Here is a 17,818-nt window from a genome sequence, read left to right as displayed (position 1 = left end):
GACCGTCAGAATCTTTTTTGTACCGGTTCGGTTCTGTGGAATATGGGGCTCGACCAGATCCTCGAGATTCACCGCGACGAGCCGATAGATGCCGGCTTCGTGCGCACGCTGCTGGATACGGTCAGAGACCTCCCCGCCCTCTCCGTCACAAATAGAGCGGACGTCATCGAGACGATTACGGCAAACGACCGCTGGCAAGTCTCGGTCGATATTCAACCACGGAACAGCCAGGAAATCCTCGACTCACTCGGAACGACGCTGGCAAACGTAATACATCATGAATACCGGCCAGAGGTCGAGAAGCATACCTTCGGTTTCTGGCTCGGCCGGTCTTCGAAACCGCGACTAATTCTGGACCGACTGGCCCACGTCGCCCCGCTCTTCGACGCACTCGGCTGTGAGTACGGCCATGCCACACCGAACCACGCCCGTCCGCCGCTCTGGGTCGGGCCGGAGACCTGGCGACGGTCGAGTATCGCCTCCCTGTTCGGACCGTCACTGGTCGACCGTATCGGCCGCGACCGGCTCTTCGAGCTCCCGGCGCTCGCGGTCAGGGAGTACGAGAACGGCTCGGTCGTGGTCGTCGCGCCCGCCAGCTATCGGGACGCCACCATGACACTCTCCGAGAGAGACCATTCGGGACCGTACGCGACCGGCCGCCTCCCCGACCCGCCGCTGTCGTTCGACGGGACCGCACCGAACGAATGGTTCGAGGCGCTGAGCGGGCTGGACGGGTGGACGCCGAGACAGGACAGCGGTCGGCGCTTGCTGCGTCGGTCAGCAACCCACTACGAGGAGAAACGAGCGTACATCGTCACGCGACTGGCCGACGACGTTCCCCGGGTGCGTGCCAGCGCGATTCGAACGCTCGACCGGGAGGACGTTCTCTCGATGGACCACCTCGACCGGCTCCCAGTCAGGGGCGACCCGTTTCGTCACGAAGAGCCAGCCGCTCGGGCCGAACTGCTCCGGAGTTCACTCTCGGTCCCCGACGAGGGTGACGACTTCGCTGCGGTCCGTACGGCCCTGACGGCCGACGACCACAGGGTCCGCTACGCAGCCACGTCCCGACTGGACGACGCCAGTAGCCGGGCAGTCGCCCGCGACCTCACAGTGCGGGTCCGGGACGACCCGCGGCCACGGGTGCGGGCCAGAGCTCTCGACTCGCTTGCACCGACTAACGGCGACTACGAATTCCGAACGGAGGTTTCGACAGTTCTGGGGCGGTGCTTCGGCCGCGAGGAGTCGGAGCGAGTCCTCGTTGCAGTGATGGATGCCGCCGGGCGGGTCGGTGCAGTCGACCTCTTCGCGGATGGGCTGACCCACGACGGTGCCGACGTTCGGGCAGCCGCTGCGCAGGCGCTGCGAGAGACTCCATACCCATGCAGTTCGCAGTTCGAGGCGCTCTACCCACTGCTCGGGCATCGAGACACGAGTGTCGCGCTCGCCGTGGCAAAAGCGCTCTCTGCTGCAATCTGGCCAGAGCCCGAAGAGGCTGTCCCGGTTCTGGTCGATGCGCTGGCCACTGGCTCGACGCCGGCCGTCCGTGCCGGAGCAGCCTGGGCCCTGGAACGAGGGGGCGCGTTCTCCCGTGAGCGAGTTCGGATGGGTTTGACTGACCCGAGCGAGCGGGTCCGTGTTGCAGCCATCGAGGCGCTACAGGATAACCCGGAGATGGCGGCCCAGTACGCCGGCTATCTCCTCGACAGACTCATGGCTGCGACAGCCAAGCGCGAGCTCGACGCTGTCGGCGAGGCCCTCCGGGTCGCGTGGGCTGACTGCGGGGACTCGTTCCCGGCCGAAGCGACACGGCTCCACAGCCTGTTTGGCGCGCCCTCTCCCGCCCGTCGCCGTGCCGCAGCGACGGCCGTGAGCGGCGGTCCCGCTGGCCCCGAACTACTCCGTGACGTCGTGGATAAGTGGGAATCGCCCCAGACGGTTGGTGCCGCCCTCGCCGGACTGGGTGCCTCTGTCGCTGTTGCCGACCGAAGGTATTTCGAGGCACACCTCTCCAACCGGAATCCGTACGTCCGCAGTAGTGCACTCACTGGCGTCGCGTCCGTCATAGCGACACACCCGGACCAGGAGCTGACCGATACTGTCAAGACGAGTCTCCGGGAGGCGCTCCGTGAGCAGGACCCGCGACTCGCTCGGGCTGGCCTGAGAGCGGCCGATTTGCTCGGTGAGCCCCGCGAAGTCTGGGACGCACTCCTCTGTGACAGCCTGTCGAAAGGCGCGAAACTCCGGCTCGTCGACGGGATAACGACCGACACCCTGGCCGGTGTCTTCGACCGGGCACACCGCGGTCTCTACCACATCACAGACCGGGAGGTCTTCGATGCGTTCGCCGAGAAATACCACCGACATCAGGAGGACCGACCGCTGGCCGGTCCACCGTGGTAGTGACACCGTGGGAGCTGGGACGCTGTCGCGGGTCGGTTCCGTAGCGTCTCGTGAGCGTCCGACAACGAGGGGCTTTAGAGTCACAGAGTCGACTGTCGGACAATGAGCGACCTCGGAAAGATAGATGCGGAGACCTTCCGGGACGTCATCTACCCCAATCTGGGGGCCAACCGGGAGGACGTGGCGGTCGGCCCGCGCCACGGCGTCGACTTCGGCGTCCTCGATATCGGCGAGCGGGCGGTCGTCGTCGCGACCGACCCCATCTCTATCCTGCCGGAACTGGGCTGGCGGCGGGCCGGCCGGCTGGCGCTGGAAATCGTGCTGACCGACGTCGCGGTCTCCGGCATTGCACCCACGCACCTCGCCGTCAACCTGACGCTGCCGCCGTCGTGGAGCGACGACAACCTCGAAGCACTCTGGACTGGTCTCGCGGACCACGCCGACCGCCTCGGCGTGAGCATCGTCTCGGGCCACACCGCCCGCTATCCCGGCATCGACAGCTCCTGGGTCGGCGGCGCGACGGTACTGGGGGTCGGGGACCACGACGATATCGTCCGGCCGGACGGCGCCGCGCCCGGCGACGACATCGTCGTGACGACCGGTCCGGCCGCGGAGGTCACCGGCCTGCTGGCGACGCTGTATCCCGAACAGCTCGGTCTCCCACCGGAGACTGTCGCGACCGCACAGGAGCGCGTCGCAGATATCGCGGCCGTCGCAGACGCCCGCACAGCGTTCGAGACGGACGGGGTCACCGCGATGCACGACGCGACGGAGGGCGGTATCGCGGGTGGCCTCGTCGAGATGGCCAGCGGCGCGGGCGTCCGGTTCGATATCGAGGCCGACGCGATGCCCCTCGCACCGGGCGTCGCGACGGTGTGTGAGGCCATCGAGGTGGACCCGTGGACGGTCACGAGCGCCGGAACGTTGCTGTGTACGGTCGAATCCAGCCATGGCGAGGCGGTCGTCGATGCGCTCGATGACCGCGGGACGCCGGCCGCGGTGGTGGGGACGGTGACCGACGGCGAGGGCGTCTTCGTCGACGGTGAGCGCCGCTCGGCCCCGGAGAGCGACCCCTCCTGGTCCGTCTTCGAGCGGTTCTCAGGGGCGTAGCGTCCCGGTTGGAGCGGAGTCCGGCAACCGGGATTCATGATGTGGGCCCCGGAAAGGCCCCTATGCAGTTGCCCGTCCCGAGTGTCGATCTCGCCTCCGTGTACGCACAGCTCGCCCAAGACGGCGCGACCTTCCTCGTCGTCGCCGCGACGGTGTATCTCGTCGGTCGGTTGCTCGTCGTCCCGGCGGTTCGCTGGGGGCTCTCCCGGTCGGGTATCGACCGGACCGTACAGAGCGCGCTCGGGAGTGCGACCCACCTCCTCGTCATCGGCGTGACCCTCGTCGCCGCCGCGCAGGCCGCGGGCTTTCGCGGCGCGCTCGCGGGGTCTACCCTCGTCGCTGCCGGGCTCACCGTCGCCGTCGGCCTGGCCGCACAGGACGTCCTCGGGAACTTCGTCTCGGGCGCGTTCATCGTCACCGACCCGGACCTGAACGTCGGCGACACCATCGAGTGGGACGGCAAGCGCGGCGTCATCGTCGACATCGACCTGCGGGTGACGCGGGTTCGGACGCCGAACAACGAACGCATCGTCGTCCCGAACACCGAACTGGCGACCGGGACGGTGACCAACCGGACCTCGACGGGCCCTATCGGCATCTCCTACGAGTTCGGCATCCCCTACGACACCGACGTTTCGGCGCTCGAGACCATCGTCAGGGACGTCGCACGCGAACTGGACCACGTCCTCGAGAAACCAGAACCCATCGTCGGTGTCAGCGAACTCGGTTCGACCGCGGTCCTCGTCGTCGGTCGGGTCTGGATTCCCAACGAGCGCCGGAACCGACTCCCGGCCGTGCGATCGACGTTCGTCCGCCGGGTCAACGAGGAGTGTCGCACGGCGGGAATCGACCTGAGTGAGACGACCCAGCACGACGTGACTGGCGACCTGGCCGTCCACGATCCCGCGCCCGAGGTCTCGGACTGAGTTCAGTTGCCCGTCAATCCGTCCAGCAGGTGGACGGCGCCGTGTTTGTCCAGCGGGTCGTTGGCGTTGCCACAGTGGGGCGACTGCACGCAGGCCGGACAGCCCGACGCACAGTCACAGGACCGGAGCATCGACAGCGTGGTCTCCATCAGCGGCGTCACGTCGTGATAGGCCGCTCTGTTCAGGCCGATACCACCGGGGTAGCCGTCGTAGATGAAGATGGTCGGCTCGCCGGTATGAGGATGCAGCGGCGTCGACAGGCCTCCGATGTCGCCCCGGTCACAGAGATACTCGAAGGGGAACATCGATATCATGGCGTGTTCGGCGGCGTGAATCGAGCCGGGGAAATCACCGCTCCCGCCGTCGGTGGCGGCCTCGCCCGTCGCTCCGTCGGTCGGCGCCCCGTACTCCCCGGCGAGAATCTCGGCGTGGAGGTCCTCGGGCACCGTGTAGTACATCGCTTTGGTCTCCAGGCTGGTCTCGGGGAGGTCGAGCGGGCGCTGGCCCAGTACCTCCCCCGAGGAGCCGTCGCGGCGCTCGTAGCCCGTAATCTGCTTGCGCATCGTCACCGAGGCAAAGCGGACGGGCACGTCTTCCCGCGTGGGGAGGGGGCGCTCCTGCAGGTCGGCCTCGACGGTGATGGTCTTGTCGTGAAGGACGCGGGTGTAGAAGTCGGCCCACGTCCGGTCGAGCTGTGCGACGCCGGCCGAGAGGTCAAGGTCGGTCACCTCGTAGCGGCGCCCCTGGTGGTGGTAGACGGCGCCGGGATGGGCGTCCCTGAGGGCGTCCTCGAAGGGCAGGCGGGCGATGACGTCGCCCTTCGCGACCAGTTTCACCTCGCGGTCGTCAACCGTCCGGAGGCTCATGTCGTGGTGGGGCCGGCCGTTCGACGTCCACCGAATCCCCTGGTCCGTGCTCCGGCGCTCGAGCTTGTCCGCCGATTCGAGGTCCGCCACGATATCGGGAAACGTCGGGCCGAAGTGGCGGTCGTCGTCGGCCGAGAGCCAGTTCTCGCCCGCCGCCGCGAGCACGTGGTCTGGCAGCAGCTGGTCGTTTTCCGGGTTCGTGACCGCCTGCTCGGCCGGTTTCTCGAACAGCGTTTCGGGGTTTCGCAGGACGTACTGGTCGAGCTGGTCCTCGCCGCCGACCAGCGCGACCAGCGCGGGGTCGGTCCCCCGACCGGCGCGACCGGCCTGCTGGAAGGCCCGCATCCGCGTGCCGGGGTAGCCGTCGATGAGCACGGCGTCGAGCCCGCCCACGTCGACGCCCAGTTCCAGCGCACTGGTCGACCAGACGCCACGGAGGTCGCCCGACTGCAGGCGCGACTCCAGCTCGCGGCGTTTCTCGTTGGTGAGTGCTGCCTGATACGCGCCCACGCCGTCGGCGAGGTCGTGGTGGCCCCGCGAGCGGAGTTCGTCGGCGCTGTCGCCCGCGTAGCGCTCGGCGGTCTGGCGCGAGCCGGCAAAGACCACCGTCTGGAGCCCGCGCTCGACGAGGTCGACGAACAGCCGCTTGGTCTCGACGTGGCTGGATTTGCGGCGGCCGCTGCCCCACCCGTCCCCGGCCTCGTATTCGGGCGGGTTCCACAGCAGCCAGTGGCGCGGCCCGCTGGCGGAGGTGTCCTCGTCGACCAGCACGAAGGAGTCGTCGGGCTGTCCGGTGACGGTGGCGGCGTGTTCGACCGGGTTCCCGATGGTCGCCGAACAGCAGACCCACTCGGGGTCGCTGTCGAAACGCTCGGCGATGCGGGCGAGTCGCCGCATCACCAGCGAGACGTGACTCCCGAAGATGCCCCGATAGCCGTGGACCTCGTCTATGACGACGGTCTCCAGCCGCGAGAAGAACCAGTCCCACAGCCGGTGGGCGTGGGGCAGGATACCGTAGTGGAGCATATCCGGCGTCGTCAGCAGGACGGTGGGCTGGCGCTCACGGATGGCCTCTTTCTCGCTTTTCGACTGGCGGCCGGTGTACTGGGCGACAGAGACCCCCGAGGCAAAGCCCAGCCCCTGTGCCAGTTCCGAGAGCGTCTCCGTCTGGTCGTTGATGAGCGCGACCTGCGGGGCGACGTAGAGCGTCGTCGCCCGTCGGTCCAGCGCCCGCTCGAAGGCGGGCACCGTGTAGGCGAGGCTCTTGCCGCTCGCGGTCTCGGTCGCGAGGACGACGTTGTCGCCGTCCCGGACGCCATCGATAGCGGCGGTCTGGTGGGTGTAAAGGTCGGTGATGCCCTCGTCGGCGAGGACACCGGCCAGACGCGAGTCGAGGTCGCAGTCGGCGGTCGTCGCCGCCCGGCCGGGGACCGTCCGCTCGTCGACTATCTGGCCCTCGTAGTAGGGCCGGCCCCGCAGCCACGCGATAGTGTCGTCCACGGGCGGGGTAGGACCCAGACCGCTATCGGTCTTGCTGTTTGCTCGACTCGACGCGGCGCTCCGCGTCCGGCCCGCCGTTGCGAGTGGCGACCCCCGCGACGGCCGCCGGGAGTTCGTCGACGGTCGCCACTATCGTCCGCGGGGAGTCGATGGCGGGTACGCCTTCGCCGTCGACAGCGACCAGCCGCCGCGCCGCCGCGACGACGGACTCGTTGGCGTCACCCACGTCCCCGGCGACCACGACGGCGTCGGCCGCCCGGGCCAGCTCGGTCGCCCGCGAGACGGAGTTGCCATCGACGCCGGCAAACGGCGGCACCGTGACGGCCTCGCAGTCCAGGTCGCGGGCCCGCTCGGCGGCCGCGTCGCCCGTTGGCACGACGCCGACGGAGACGGTCGCACCGACGGCGACCAGTCGGGTCAGGGCGCCGGCGGCCTGCCCGCCGGTGCCGACGACGTGGACGGTCCGGTCGAGCGGGTCGCGGTCGGCGAGGGCGGTCACCAGCGGCGCGTCGGTGGCGGGCTGGCCGGTGACGAGCGTCTCGGCGTCGAACGCGTCCCGGAGCGTCGGCGTGGTCAGTACCTCGCGTGGCGGGCCCGCCGCGCGGACCTCGCCGCCGGCCAGCAAGACGAGTTCGTCGCAGTACCGCGCGGCGAGGTTCAGGTCGTGGATGGCCGCGACGGCGGTCTTGCCCTCACGAGCGAGGTCGGCGACCAGCTCCAGCGTGTTGACGGCGTGGTTGATGTCGAGGTTCGAGGTGGGCTCGTCGAGCAACAGGACGGGCGTCTCCTGGGCGAGGGCGCGGGCCAGCAGCACCCGCTGGCGCTCACCGCCGGACAGCGAGGTGACGGGGCGGTCGGCAAAGCGGGCCACGTCCACCCGTTCCATCGCCGCCGCGACGACCTCGCGGTCGCCGCTGTCGGCCCGCTCGAACCGGCCGAGATGGGGGGTCCGACCCATCTCGACCGCCTGCCGGACGGTGAACTCGAAGGACAGCTCCGTCGCCTGTGGCGTGCTGGCGACCCGCTGGCTCACCTGCTTCGAGGAGAGCCCGTCGATTGGGTCGCCGGCGACGCGAACGGTGCCGCTGTCGGGCGAGAGCGTCGCCCGGAGCAACCGGAGCGTCGTCGTCTTGCCGGCGCCGTTCGGGCCGACGAGGCCGACGACGTCGCCACACTCCGCCGTCAGCGACACGTCAGAGAGTATCTGCGTCCCGCCCAGCGACACCGAGATGTCCTCGGCGCTGAGCATCGGAATCGGCTCGCCGTCGTGGCCGTCCGGTCTCGGGGCAGGGTCGCTCACAGCTCGTGGACCTCCCGCTTTCGTAGCAGGTAGAGGAAGAAGGGCGCGCCGAGCGCAGCTGTGACGATGCCCACCGGCAGTTCCGTGCTGCCCGAGCGGGCCAGCGTATCCGTCGCCACGAGGAAGGAGGCCCCGGCCAGTGCCGACGTGGGCAGCAAGATGCGGTGGTCCGGCCCCACGAGCAGTCGCATCACGTGGGGGACGATGAGCCCGACGAAGCCGATGATACCGGCGACGGCGACGCCCGCGGCGGTGGCCAGGGAGGCCAGCGCGAGCAGTATCCGTTTCGTGCGCTCGACCTCGATACCCAGGCTCTGGGCGTCCTCCTCGCCCAGCAGCATGACGTTCAGGTCACGGGCGTAGACGAGCAAGAGTGCGAAGGGGACAGCGACCAGCGCGAGGCTGGACCAGACCTCCGGCCACGCGGCCCCCTTGAGGTGGCCCATCAGCCAGAACAGCGCCCGGCGGATGCTCTCGCCGGCGTTGAGCAGGAGAAAGGAGACGGCCGCACCCAGGAACGTCTGGACGGCGACGCCCGCGAGCAGCAGGGTCGCCACGGGCGTCCGGCCGCCCTCGGTCGCGATGAGGTAGACGCCGAAGGCCGAGACCAGCGCCCCGGCGAAGGCGGCCGCCCGAAGCCCCAGTCCGAAGGGGAGCGTTCCGCCGACGACGATGAAGCCGACGGCACCGACCGCCGCGCCCGAGGAGACGCCGATGATGGAGGGGTCGGCCATCGGATTGCGGAAGATGCCCTGCATGATAGTGCCGGCCGCGGCGAGCGCGAAGCCGACCACGGCGGCGAGCAGGATGCGCGGGAGCCGAACGTTCATGACGATGAGTCGCTGGAGCCGCGAGACGCGGAACCGAAAGACCGGCTGGGTCGTCACGTCGATGGCCGTCCCGGAGACGTCGAAGGCCGTCGGCACCACGATAGCGTTGAGGAGGACCTGGGCCACGACGTCGGGCGGAATCCACACCGGGCCCACCGCGGCGCTCGCCGTGACGACGAGGGCGAGCAGTGCCGTGAGCGCGACCGACCAGACGGCCGTCTTTCGGTGGGTTCGCACGTCTGAAAACCCACTTGCAGTAGGTAAATATTTATTGTTCGCCGTCAGCGGTAGGGACGATGCGACGACTCGTGATACTCGTTGCCGGCCTGCTCGTGTTCGCGTCGCTGGCGGCCACGCCGGCGGCCGCGAGCGCGGGCCAGTCCGGCCAGAACTGTTCGTTCCCGGTGACGCTGACCGACGCGACCGGGACCGAAGTGACAATCGAGGAGCGACCCGACCGGGTGGTGACGACGAACCCCTCGGCCGCCCAGACGATGTGGGAGATAGGCGGCCGCGACCAGGTGGTCGGTCTCACCCAGTACGCCTCGTATCTGGAGGGCTCTGCAAGCCGGACGAACGTCTCGGCCGGCTTCGGCGTGAGCCGCGAGAAGGTCGCCGGGACGAACCCGGACCTCGTCATCGCGCCCAACTCCAGTGCCGGTGACGTCCAGGGACTCCGCGACGCCGGGTTGACGGTGTACCACCTCCCATCGCCCACCGACATCGAGGACATCCGCGAGGCGACCACGCGTATCGGGCGCCTGACCGGTAACTGCCAGGGTGCCGCCGATACCAACGCGTGGATGACCGCCAACGTCGACGCCGTCGGGAACCTGACCGAAGACGTGGAGGACCGTCCCGACGTGCTCTACCCACTGGGTAGCGGCTACGTCGCTGCCTCCGACACCTTCATCGACGCGGTGCTTTCCACCGCCGGCGCCGACAACGCCGCCAGCGAGTACACCCAGTACCCGCAGTTGAACGACGAGGTGCTACTCCAGCTGGACCCCGACAATCTCGTGCTCCACGAGCAAACTGGCTACCTCGTCGACGAGGAACCATACGCCAGCACGACGGCCGGCCAGGAGAACGCGGTCGTCACCGTGCGGGAACGTGACATGAGCCAGCCGGCGCCCCGGAGCGTGGTCAACGGTGTCCACAACGTGACCCGGCAGCTCTACCCAGACAGGTACGACGAGAGTGTCTACGTCCAGCGTTCGGCCGTCGAGGGCGCAACCCCTGCGACGGTCGACGGTGACACCTCTGGCGGGAGCGGTCCCGGCTTCACCGCCGTCGGTGGAGTCGTCGCCGTCCTCGCGACGGCCCTCCTCGCCCGTCGCCGCTGACCCGTCACGGCCACGTGATACCACGATTACTCGCCGGCCACGTCCCTACTACGACCCGTAAGGTCGCCGTAGGGAGCGATGGCCCGGATTATGTTCGCGGTCAGGCCAGACCCCTGCTGCAAGTATGTTATAACAAGCATCGTGCCCGTCGAACTGCGCGCGCTGTTTCCTATGTCAACCTACAATATCCGCTGGTACCGACCAGTCGACAGAGCGCAGTTCATCGACCTCTACGCCGACGTGCTGGACTCCTGGCAGCACAGCCCGGAGTGGTTCGACTGGAAGTACGTCTCGAACCCCTACGTCGACCACGTCCCCATAGTCGTCGCCACGGCGGACGGCGACCTGGTCGGCGCGCGCGCTTTCTTCGCGCTCCCGATGGTTGTCGCTGGGGAGCAGTACCCCGCCCTCCAGCCCTGTGACACCATGGTCCACCCGGACCACCGACGGCAGGGGCTGTTCACGCGGATGACCGAGCGGGCCATCGATCGCTACGAGAACCGAGAGCACGCATTCTTCTTCAACTTCCCGAACGAGGTGACCCTGCGGGGCAACCGGAAGCTGGGCTGGCGACGGGTCGGGACCGTCCCGGTCGCCTACCGCGTCGAGCACGTCAGGCCGCTGCTTTCCGCCCAAACCACGGCACCGGGCCGCCGGCTCGCCGGCACCGTCGCCACGGGGCTGGTCTCGGCACACAACCGCCTCCGCGACCGGCAGGCAACCACGTCCGCAGCGGTGTCCGTCCACTACGAGGAGTCGGTCCCGGTCGAGACGCTGGCATCCATTTACGCCGACACCGCGCCGGCGACGATTCACGCTCGTCGGGACCCGGCCTTCTACCGGTGGCGGCTCTCGAATCCGAACTGGAACTATTCGGCTTTCGTGGGCGAGTCCGGTAACGAGCGCGCGGCCATCGTCGTCGCGCGGACACCGCCGGGAAAGCTGTACGGGCCGGAGACGACCAGAGTGGCCGACGTGGTGCCACTGACCGACCACGAGGACCGCGAGCAGTTGCTCGGGGCGTTGCTGGCCGAGGTACGGGAGAGCTATCCGAGTTCCGACCTCTTCGTCGCACCATCGACGATTCCCGGCCCCGTCCTCCGGGCCCAGGGGTTCTACCGCGAGGGAGAGCCGCCGCTGTCGTATCTCCGCGACGGCCGCGCACATCTCGTCCGGGCACTGGACTCCTGGGCGCCCCAGGAGGTCCGACTCACCGACGACGATAACTGGTCGACGACGTTCCTCGAACTCGACACCGGGTAGCTACTCCGCCTGCGAAACGTCGACGATGTCCTCCGGCTCCGGGTCGGCGGCCGCCTCCTCGCCGATGCCCAGTTCCGCACGGACGAGGTCCGTCGCCTCCTGTATCGCGCCGACGCTGCCCAGATAGCCCGCGCCGACGGTCGTCTTGAGCGCCAGTGCCGGTCGCCCCGTCAGGACTGTCGGCCCCACCTTCGCCACGGCGTCGTCGCCGACAGAGACCAGCCAGCCGGGCACGTCGAACCGGTAGCGAGCGAGCCGCGGCTCGAACCCGCCCGCGTCCTCGCGGCGGTGGTCGACCAGTCGCTCGATGTTCTCGGCGGCCACGCTGGCCTCCCGGATGGCCGCCGACGCGCTGGCCGGAACGGCTTCCCCGTCGCTATCGACGACGCGGGCCGTGTCACCAACGGCGAACGTCGATGTGCCAAGCCGGAGGTCCGCGCGCACGACCGGGCGGTCGTCGTCCAGTGCCGGCGACCCCTGGATGCCGCCGGTCCAGACGAACTGGTCGTAGTCGAGGTCGCTCCCGGTCGTGAGCGTGATGGTCTCCGCGTCGGCGCGCTCGACGGCCGTACCGGTCCGCACCGACACCCCAGCGTCGAGCAGGGCGTCGTGGACCGCACGCTGGAACGCGGCCGGGAAGGCGGGGGCGACCTCGGGCTCCTGTTCGAGCAGGCAGACCTCGACGTCCAGCCCTTTCTCACCAGCCAGCGCGGCGAGTTCGCCGGCGACCTGCACGCCCGACAGACCCGCGCCGCCGACGACGACGCGGTCGCCGTCGGCCAGGTCGAGGAATGTACGGCGTATCTCGCGGGCGTCGGCGAGCCGTTTCAGCGGCGTCGCGTGCTCGCGGACCCCATCCAGCCCGTAGAAGGCGGTCCGTGCGCCCAGACACACCGCGCCCACGTCGTAGTCGAGGGTCTCCTCGGCTCCGCCGGGGGTTTCGAGGGTGGCCACCCCCGCGTCGGCGTCGAGGTCGGTGACGGTCGCCTGCCGAACCGCACAGTCGAGCGCGTCCGTGAGGGAGACAGTTATCTCGTCGGCCAGCGACGGCCGGCGAACGACGCGGTGGAGTTCGTGCTGGACCAGGTGGTCCTGTGACTCGTCGACGACGACCAGGTCGACGTCGCTTGGGAGGGTCCGTTCGAGCGTTCGCGCGAGCGTCAGACCGGCGTAGCCGGCACCGAAAACGGCGACTTGCATTGCCCGGGATTAGGACTGAACGGGGATAATGTTGTTTCCGAACGGACGGTGGACCTGAAGCGACTCCACCACTCGGAGGGCGGGCTTGCTGGCGCTCGCCGAAAACGCGAGCGAGACGCAATCGTTTCGGCGGCGTGGCCAGTAGCGGTGAACCAGATTCACCACAGATAGGGGACCAGTCGATAGGGTGTGCGTTCCAAATACTCCCGGTATGGCTCGCCGAGTTCTTCGGAGAGGGCGCGCTCCTCGATGCGAATGCGATAGAGATACGCTATCAAGAGCAAGCCGACAATCGTGGTGAGGCTGACCCAGTTGTTGAAAATGAGACCTATCCCGGTGTACATCACGATCCCTCCAGTGTAAGACGGGTGTCGAACCCATCGATACGGACCTGTATCGACGACCTGCTGGCCCTGGTGTATCTGGACGGCGCTCGTAAAGTAGTCGTCCAATGTTCGCACCGCGTACTGTCGAACTCCAGCACCGACGAACAGAACGACGATCCCGGCCACGACAGCGATGCGAACGTCTCCAAGAACGGTCAGTGAAGGGACCAGATCAACGGCGACAGCACCTGTGAGGACACCGCTACCACCGGCAACACCGATGACCTGTTTCGACCTCCCGTCCCGTACTGTGGCAGTTCCAGCACCGGAACGCCGATGACGTATCTCTCGGAGAATATCTGGCCCGAACGCTACAGCGACCGCAGTATAGACAACAAAAATAGCCACTGGGTAGTCAGCTGAAACACCCATGTGCTACTAACTTAGCCGAACTGTATTTTAAATTATTCGTCTGCACTGACCGTTCGCTACCGTCGATAACCGAGTGGAACCCCTGCGGCAACCGCACCTCATATCTTGCACGCGACTCGTGGAACTAGCGACCTCTGAGACGCCCGCCAGTGGTCGGTTCGCGCCACTAGCGGACGGTATTGCAGGTCGACTCGTTCGGAAGAGAGGCACGAGTTTATTTCGGCGTATCTCACAGATTAAAGCTGTTGCAGAACAGGGGACTCGGTTTCAGAACAGCGCGTCGGATTCGTCCAGCACTTTCGCGGGTCCGCCGACCTCCCAGATACGGGTGTCGACGCCACAGTCCGCGACCGCTTCCTCGACGCGGTCGACGTACTCGGCGGTCGTATTCACATAGGTGCTCGCGCCGGTGTCGACCGAGAAGTACACCGGGATGTCCTCCTCGTCGCGGAGCGCTCGGACGGTGTTGAAAATCTCGATGGTCCGGGGCTGCCAGTACACCCAGCCGGCGGGGCCGGTCATCGTCGTCGCGGCCAGCGACAGCGAGTCGTGTTCGGCCAGCTCGAACGCCCGAGCGAAGTCGGCGTCGTACAGGGCGTCCCGCATATCCGAAATCTGGTACTGGATGTGGGCCATCCGGGCCTGGAACATGTGGCTGTCGGCGGCCTCCTTGTGGGCGGCTTCGGTCTCCTTGTAGGAGGGGACCATCCCGGCGACGATGCGCAGGTCGTCTTCGAGGTCGGTCTCGATGCGCTCGCTGCGACAGTCCTGGTCGTTGACGCCGGTCTTGAGGTGGGAGAACGCACCCGTGACGGCGCGAGCGGCCGAAGCGGAGCCCCGGCGCGCGACCGTGGATATCTCGGGGTGAGTCATGTCGAGGCCGGCGGCCTCGACCAGTGCCGTCGCCGCCGCGGCAAAGCCCGACGAGGAGGAGCCAAAACCGATGTTCGTCGGGAAGTCGTTGGTCGACTCGAAGCGAACCGGGTCGTCGATACCGGCCAGCTCGCGGACGTGGTCGACGACCGAGTCGATTCGCTCGGCACCCCGGCCCTCGACCGTCTCGCCGTCGATGACGTACTCGTCGCCGTCGAGGGAGGCGTCGAACTCGACGGTGGTCTTCGTCCGGCTCGGCGCCGTGCTGACCGAGATGCTGTCGTGGTACGGCATCCGCCGCTGTTCGTCGCGCATCCCGTGGTACTTCACCAGCCCCTGAATGGGGTGAGCCTTCGCGGTCGCTTTCATAGTTCACCGTTCCGGGCCGGTCACTTTGCTATTGCGAACCCGGCCGGCGCAGGACGAACACGGAGCCGGGCGACTGTGCCGACCGCCTACCAAGACGTACGTCCAGATATTTTGGTTTCTCTTGTCTAGAGTTGCTATTATACAACCACTAACAGCAAAGCTGTGCTACTTATTGTCTGAGAAACTTTAATACCTAGTCGCGTTACGTACCAGACGAAGAAACGATGTCATACACCTCCCTCACGACGGCGCTGACGCTGTACTACGGCGGAACTCTCGGTCTGGAACAGGCCGCGGCCTACGGCGGCGTAGGCACCGGGAAGCTGGCCTCGGAGCTCCGCTCGCGGGGCTTCGAGGTCCGCGAAGAGGACGGGGACGTGCTTGTCGAAGCCGCTAACTGAACACTACAGAGTGTGGCGCTCGGTCCGCGCTGACTCGCAGGCCCCCAGCGTCTCCCCGCGGTTCGACCACAATACTCCGCGCTGTCAGTACTCCGGGCTCTCCTCCCGGACCCCTTCGCGCTTGTTGACCAGCCGCGCGAGGGTAAACAGCGTATCAGAGAGCCGGTTGAGATAGATGATGGCCGTCCCGTTGACGCCGGCCTCCTCGGCGGCCAGCGAGACACAGCGCCGCTCGGCGCGGCGACAGACGGCGCGGGCGTGGTGGAGCTTCGCGCCCGGTTCCGAACCCGAGGGCAGGATGAACGACTCCAGCGCGTCCAGTTCCTCGTCGGCCTCGTCTATCATGTCCTCGATGGAATCGACGTGTTCCTCGGTTATCTGTGGGTCGTCCTCACCGGGACTGGGGTTCGCGAAATCCGCCTGGACGATGTGGAGGTGGTTCTGGATGGTCCGCAGGTCGTCGTCGATATCGTCGTACCCCGTCGGACGAACGACGCCGACCAGCGCGTTGACCTCGTCGACGGTGCCATATGCCTCGATGCGTCGGGAGTCTTTCGAGACGCGGTCCATCGTCCGCAGGTCGGTCTGGCCCTGGTCGCCGCGGCCGGTGTAGATGGTCATGTTCGTGGCTGGGGACGCCACGGATTTATACTCTCGTCCAGCGGTCGACGATGGCACTCGGTTAGAGCCGTCGTTCGAGTTCGGACAGCGCCGCCGGCGAGAGCGCGATATCGGAGAGCAGGGCCTCGCGCTGGTCGGCGTCGCCGTGACCCGCGACGAAGCCGTTCAGCCGCGCCGCGACGGTCGAATCGACCAGCGCCGGCCCGTAGAGATCTTCCAGCTCGTCGCCCAGCACCGGCGTCGACCGGAGCTCGTACTTCTGGTGGTAGTCCTCCGCCGGGGTGAACGAGTCGAGCGACTCGATGGCCGTCTCGACGGACTGGCCCGTCCGGTCTTCGAGGGCCGCTTTCGTGTCCTCGGCCGTCTCGCGCTGGCCGTCGTCGTGGACCAGCACGACGCCCCGATACTGGCGCTTGTGAGCGCCACCGAAGGGGTTGTGGTTCGCCCAGAACACGTCCAGCAGGTCCGAATAGTCGAGTGTTTCGGGGTCGTACTCGACCTGCACGACCTCGGTGTGGTCGCCCAGCGAGTAGTAGCTCGGGTTCGGCTCCGTCCCCCCAGCGTAGCCGACGCGTGTGCGAACGACGCCCACCGTCGCTCCGAAGCGGGCGTCCGGCCCCCAGAAACAGCCCATCCCGAACGTCGCCGTCTCGGTGTCAGCGGGCGGCAGGGCCTCGGCGTCGACGTCGAGTGCCGTGAGTGTCGGCTGGTCGTCCTCGACTGTGGTCATGGCGTGTGATACGTGGGCTGACGGTTTGCCTGTTCGGGTCTAGCAGCTGAGGTTGACAGGGTGGCCTCTGGTCGGCGCTTCGCGCCGACTGCTTGAGGGACCTCCGGTCCCTCTCTGGCTGCAACTCGCTGCGCGCGCTCGCTTCGCTCGCGTGCTTACATCGTCTCGCTCCCTGAGCGCGAGGTCGGCTGTGCCCACCTCGTCTAACGTGGCGGCGATAGCGAGGGAGCGAAGTCGTCCGAGAGAGCGGAGCTCTCTCGTGATGCTGCAAGACCGAAGGTCTTGCACAGATCGCGAATCTCCGATTCGCTCACTCCCGAAAATCGGAGATTTTCGGACGACTCCCGCGGACCATTCACGCGGCGGTGCCGCGCGAAGAAGCCGCCACGCGTCCGGCCCCTTTCAGTCCCGCCCGGTCGGCTGGTCCACGGGGTGGGACTGAAAGGGGCGGCGAGCTACACGACGGCAGGCGACGTCCTCGCAAGAGCGGAGCTCTTGCGGGAGTGAGCGAATCGAAGATTCGCGATCTCCGAGGGAACTTCGTTCCCTCGCGATGATGAAAATCGCCGGTGGCGATTTTCAGATCATAAGGACCACAGCGAACGTAGTGAGCGAGGCCCGTCGTTCGAAAATCGAAGATTTTCGTGATCACGAAAGGCGCTGCGCGCCTTTCGGACGACAGCGAGCCTCCCGAGTGTAGCTCGCCGGGGCTTTCTGGGTGTATGAAGAAACGGTCGCGTCGCTGTTACCGAGTGTAGTTTGGCATACGGTGGGAGCAGCGATTCCAGAACCTGATTCAGTTTCTAGAACCGGGAGCTTCAATGGCACCCACACACAAGACGGTGGCATGAGTCTCGAACTGGAGCACTACTGCCCGAAGTGCGAGGAGTACAGCGAGTTCTGGAAGGTCGCCAGCACGAGGATGCATCTCGGGCAGAAGGTCAAGTGGCACTGCGGCGAATGCGATTACGGCTTCGTCCGCATCGACGGCGAGGTCGACACGGCCCAGAGCGCATAACCCTATATAGCCGTACTGAGAGGTCTTAGAAGCGGTTTTATCCGTCCCCTCGGTCGGCCTACATACAGGATGAGCCTGGACCCCGAGGGGATGGCCACGGCCGCCACCGACCGACCGGCCGTGGACCTGTCACTGACCGTCGTTCGCTACGCGGACGGACCGGACCGCTGTACCATCTATCCGCCAGACGCGACTGGTGACGTGCGGATGTCGACGTGGCTGAGTGTGGATTACGGAGCGGTCGTCGATCTGACGTCGATGCAGTGACCGTAGATTTTTATTTCAGAAGGGAGAAAGAGGCGTA

At 67.2% G+C, this 17,818-nt stretch carries 16 protein-coding genes; 8 read left to right on the top strand and 8 right to left on the bottom strand.

Features of this window, described 5'->3' with window-relative positions:
- Positions 1–42: 42 nt before the first annotated feature.
- The 3 genes from EGD98_RS15850 to EGD98_RS15840 all read left to right on the top strand — a co-directional run bounded on the left by EGD98_RS15850 (position 43) and on the right by EGD98_RS15840 (position 4,439).
- Positions 43–2,403 (top strand): HEAT repeat domain-containing protein, encoded by a 2,361-nt coding sequence (locus EGD98_RS15850; protein ID WP_220589331.1) that lies wholly within the window; start codon positions 43–45, stop codon positions 2,401–2,403.
- Positions 2,404–2,505: 102 nt separating this feature from the next.
- Positions 2,506–3,513: an AIR synthase family protein gene (locus tag EGD98_RS15845; RefSeq protein ID WP_220589330.1), complete on the top strand. Its 1,008-nt coding sequence runs from the start codon at positions 2,506–2,508 to the stop codon at positions 3,511–3,513.
- Between the two features lie 62 nt (positions 3,514–3,575).
- Positions 3,576–4,439, top strand: coding sequence for a mechanosensitive ion channel family protein (locus tag EGD98_RS15840; protein ID WP_220589329.1), 864 nt, complete (start codon positions 3,576–3,578; stop codon positions 4,437–4,439).
- 2 nt (positions 4,440–4,441) lie between these two features.
- On the opposite strand, the gene EGD98_RS15835 is transcribed toward EGD98_RS15840, so the two are convergent.
- From EGD98_RS15835 to btuC, 3 genes are read right to left on the bottom strand one after another with little or no spacing between them, the layout of a single operon-like run.
- Positions 4,442–6,805 (bottom strand): DEAD/DEAH box helicase, encoded by a 2,364-nt coding sequence (locus tag EGD98_RS15835; RefSeq protein WP_220589328.1) that lies wholly within the window; start codon positions 6,803–6,805, stop codon positions 4,442–4,444.
- A gap of 22 nt (positions 6,806–6,827) precedes the next feature.
- Positions 6,828–8,054 (bottom strand): heme ABC transporter ATP-binding protein, encoded by a 1,227-nt coding sequence (locus EGD98_RS15830; protein ID WP_220589438.1) that lies wholly within the window; start codon positions 8,052–8,054, stop codon positions 6,828–6,830.
- A 47-nt stretch (positions 8,055–8,101) separates the two neighbouring features.
- Positions 8,102–9,172 (bottom strand): vitamin B12 ABC transporter permease BtuC, encoded by a 1,071-nt coding sequence (gene btuC, locus EGD98_RS15825; protein WP_220589327.1) that lies wholly within the window; start codon positions 9,170–9,172, stop codon positions 8,102–8,104.
- Between the two features lie 59 nt (positions 9,173–9,231).
- On the opposite strand from btuC, the gene EGD98_RS15820 reads away from it, so the two are divergent.
- Positions 9,232–10,281, top strand: coding sequence for a PGF-CTERM-anchored ABC transporter substrate-binding protein (locus tag EGD98_RS15820; RefSeq protein WP_220589326.1), 1,050 nt, complete (start codon positions 9,232–9,234; stop codon positions 10,279–10,281).
- 171 nt (positions 10,282–10,452) lie between these two features.
- Positions 10,453–11,544, top strand: a complete 1,092-nt coding sequence (locus EGD98_RS15815) for a GNAT family N-acetyltransferase (protein ID WP_220589325.1) — start codon at positions 10,453–10,455, stop codon at positions 11,542–11,544.
- On the opposite strand, the gene EGD98_RS15810 is transcribed toward EGD98_RS15815, so the two are convergent.
- The 3 genes from EGD98_RS15810 to mvaD all read right to left on the bottom strand — a co-directional run bounded on the left by EGD98_RS15810 (position 11,545) and on the right by mvaD (position 14,744).
- Complete coding sequence (locus EGD98_RS15810; RefSeq protein WP_220589324.1) at positions 11,545–12,744, bottom strand: NAD(P)/FAD-dependent oxidoreductase; 1,200 nt, start codon at positions 12,742–12,744, stop codon at positions 11,545–11,547.
- A gap of 158 nt (positions 12,745–12,902) precedes the next feature.
- Positions 12,903–13,502, bottom strand: a complete 600-nt coding sequence (locus tag EGD98_RS15805; protein WP_220589323.1) for a methyltransferase family protein — start codon at positions 13,500–13,502, stop codon at positions 12,903–12,905.
- Positions 13,503–13,769: 267 nt separating this feature from the next.
- Positions 13,770–14,744, bottom strand: a complete 975-nt coding sequence (mvaD, locus tag EGD98_RS15800) for a phosphomevalonate decarboxylase MvaD (protein WP_220589322.1) — start codon at positions 14,742–14,744, stop codon at positions 13,770–13,772.
- A 224-nt stretch (positions 14,745–14,968) separates the two neighbouring features.
- Between mvaD and EGD98_RS15795 the strand changes: the two genes are divergently transcribed.
- On the top strand, positions 14,969–15,145 hold the full coding sequence (locus EGD98_RS15795; RefSeq protein ID WP_220589321.1) for a DUF7317 family protein: 177 nt from the start codon (positions 14,969–14,971) through the stop codon (positions 15,143–15,145).
- A gap of 84 nt (positions 15,146–15,229) precedes the next feature.
- On the opposite strand, the gene EGD98_RS15790 is transcribed toward EGD98_RS15795, so the two are convergent.
- On the bottom strand, positions 15,230–15,766 hold the full coding sequence (locus EGD98_RS15790) for a cob(I)yrinic acid a,c-diamide adenosyltransferase (RefSeq protein ID WP_220589320.1): 537 nt from the start codon (positions 15,764–15,766) through the stop codon (positions 15,230–15,232).
- A 61-nt stretch (positions 15,767–15,827) separates the two neighbouring features.
- Positions 15,828–16,496 carry a peptide-methionine (S)-S-oxide reductase MsrA gene (msrA, locus tag EGD98_RS15785; protein WP_220589319.1) on the bottom strand — a complete coding sequence of 223 codons (669 nt, stop codon included), beginning with the start codon at positions 16,494–16,496 and terminating at the stop codon, positions 15,828–15,830.
- Between the two features lie 847 nt (positions 16,497–17,343).
- Between msrA and EGD98_RS15780 the strand changes: the two genes are divergently transcribed.
- Together EGD98_RS15780 and EGD98_RS15775 are read left to right on the top strand one after the other, a co-directional pair.
- A complete protein-coding gene (locus EGD98_RS15780; RefSeq protein WP_220589318.1) occupies positions 17,344–17,514 on the top strand; it encodes a DUF7838 family putative zinc beta-ribbon protein in 171 nt (56 codons plus the stop codon).
- A gap of 69 nt (positions 17,515–17,583) precedes the next feature.
- Complete coding sequence (locus tag EGD98_RS15775) at positions 17,584–17,781, top strand: DUF7511 domain-containing protein (RefSeq protein ID WP_220589317.1); 198 nt, start codon at positions 17,584–17,586, stop codon at positions 17,779–17,781.
- Positions 17,782–17,818: the final 37 nt, after the last annotated feature.

Origin of the sequence: Haloarcula salinisoli (assembly GCF_019599405.1) — an archaeon.
Classification (GTDB): domain Archaea; phylum Halobacteriota; class Halobacteria; order Halobacteriales; family Haloarculaceae; genus Haloarcula; species Haloarcula salinisoli.
Note: the sequence above shows the minus strand (reverse complement) of the source record. Positions and strands in the feature narration are given on the sequence as shown.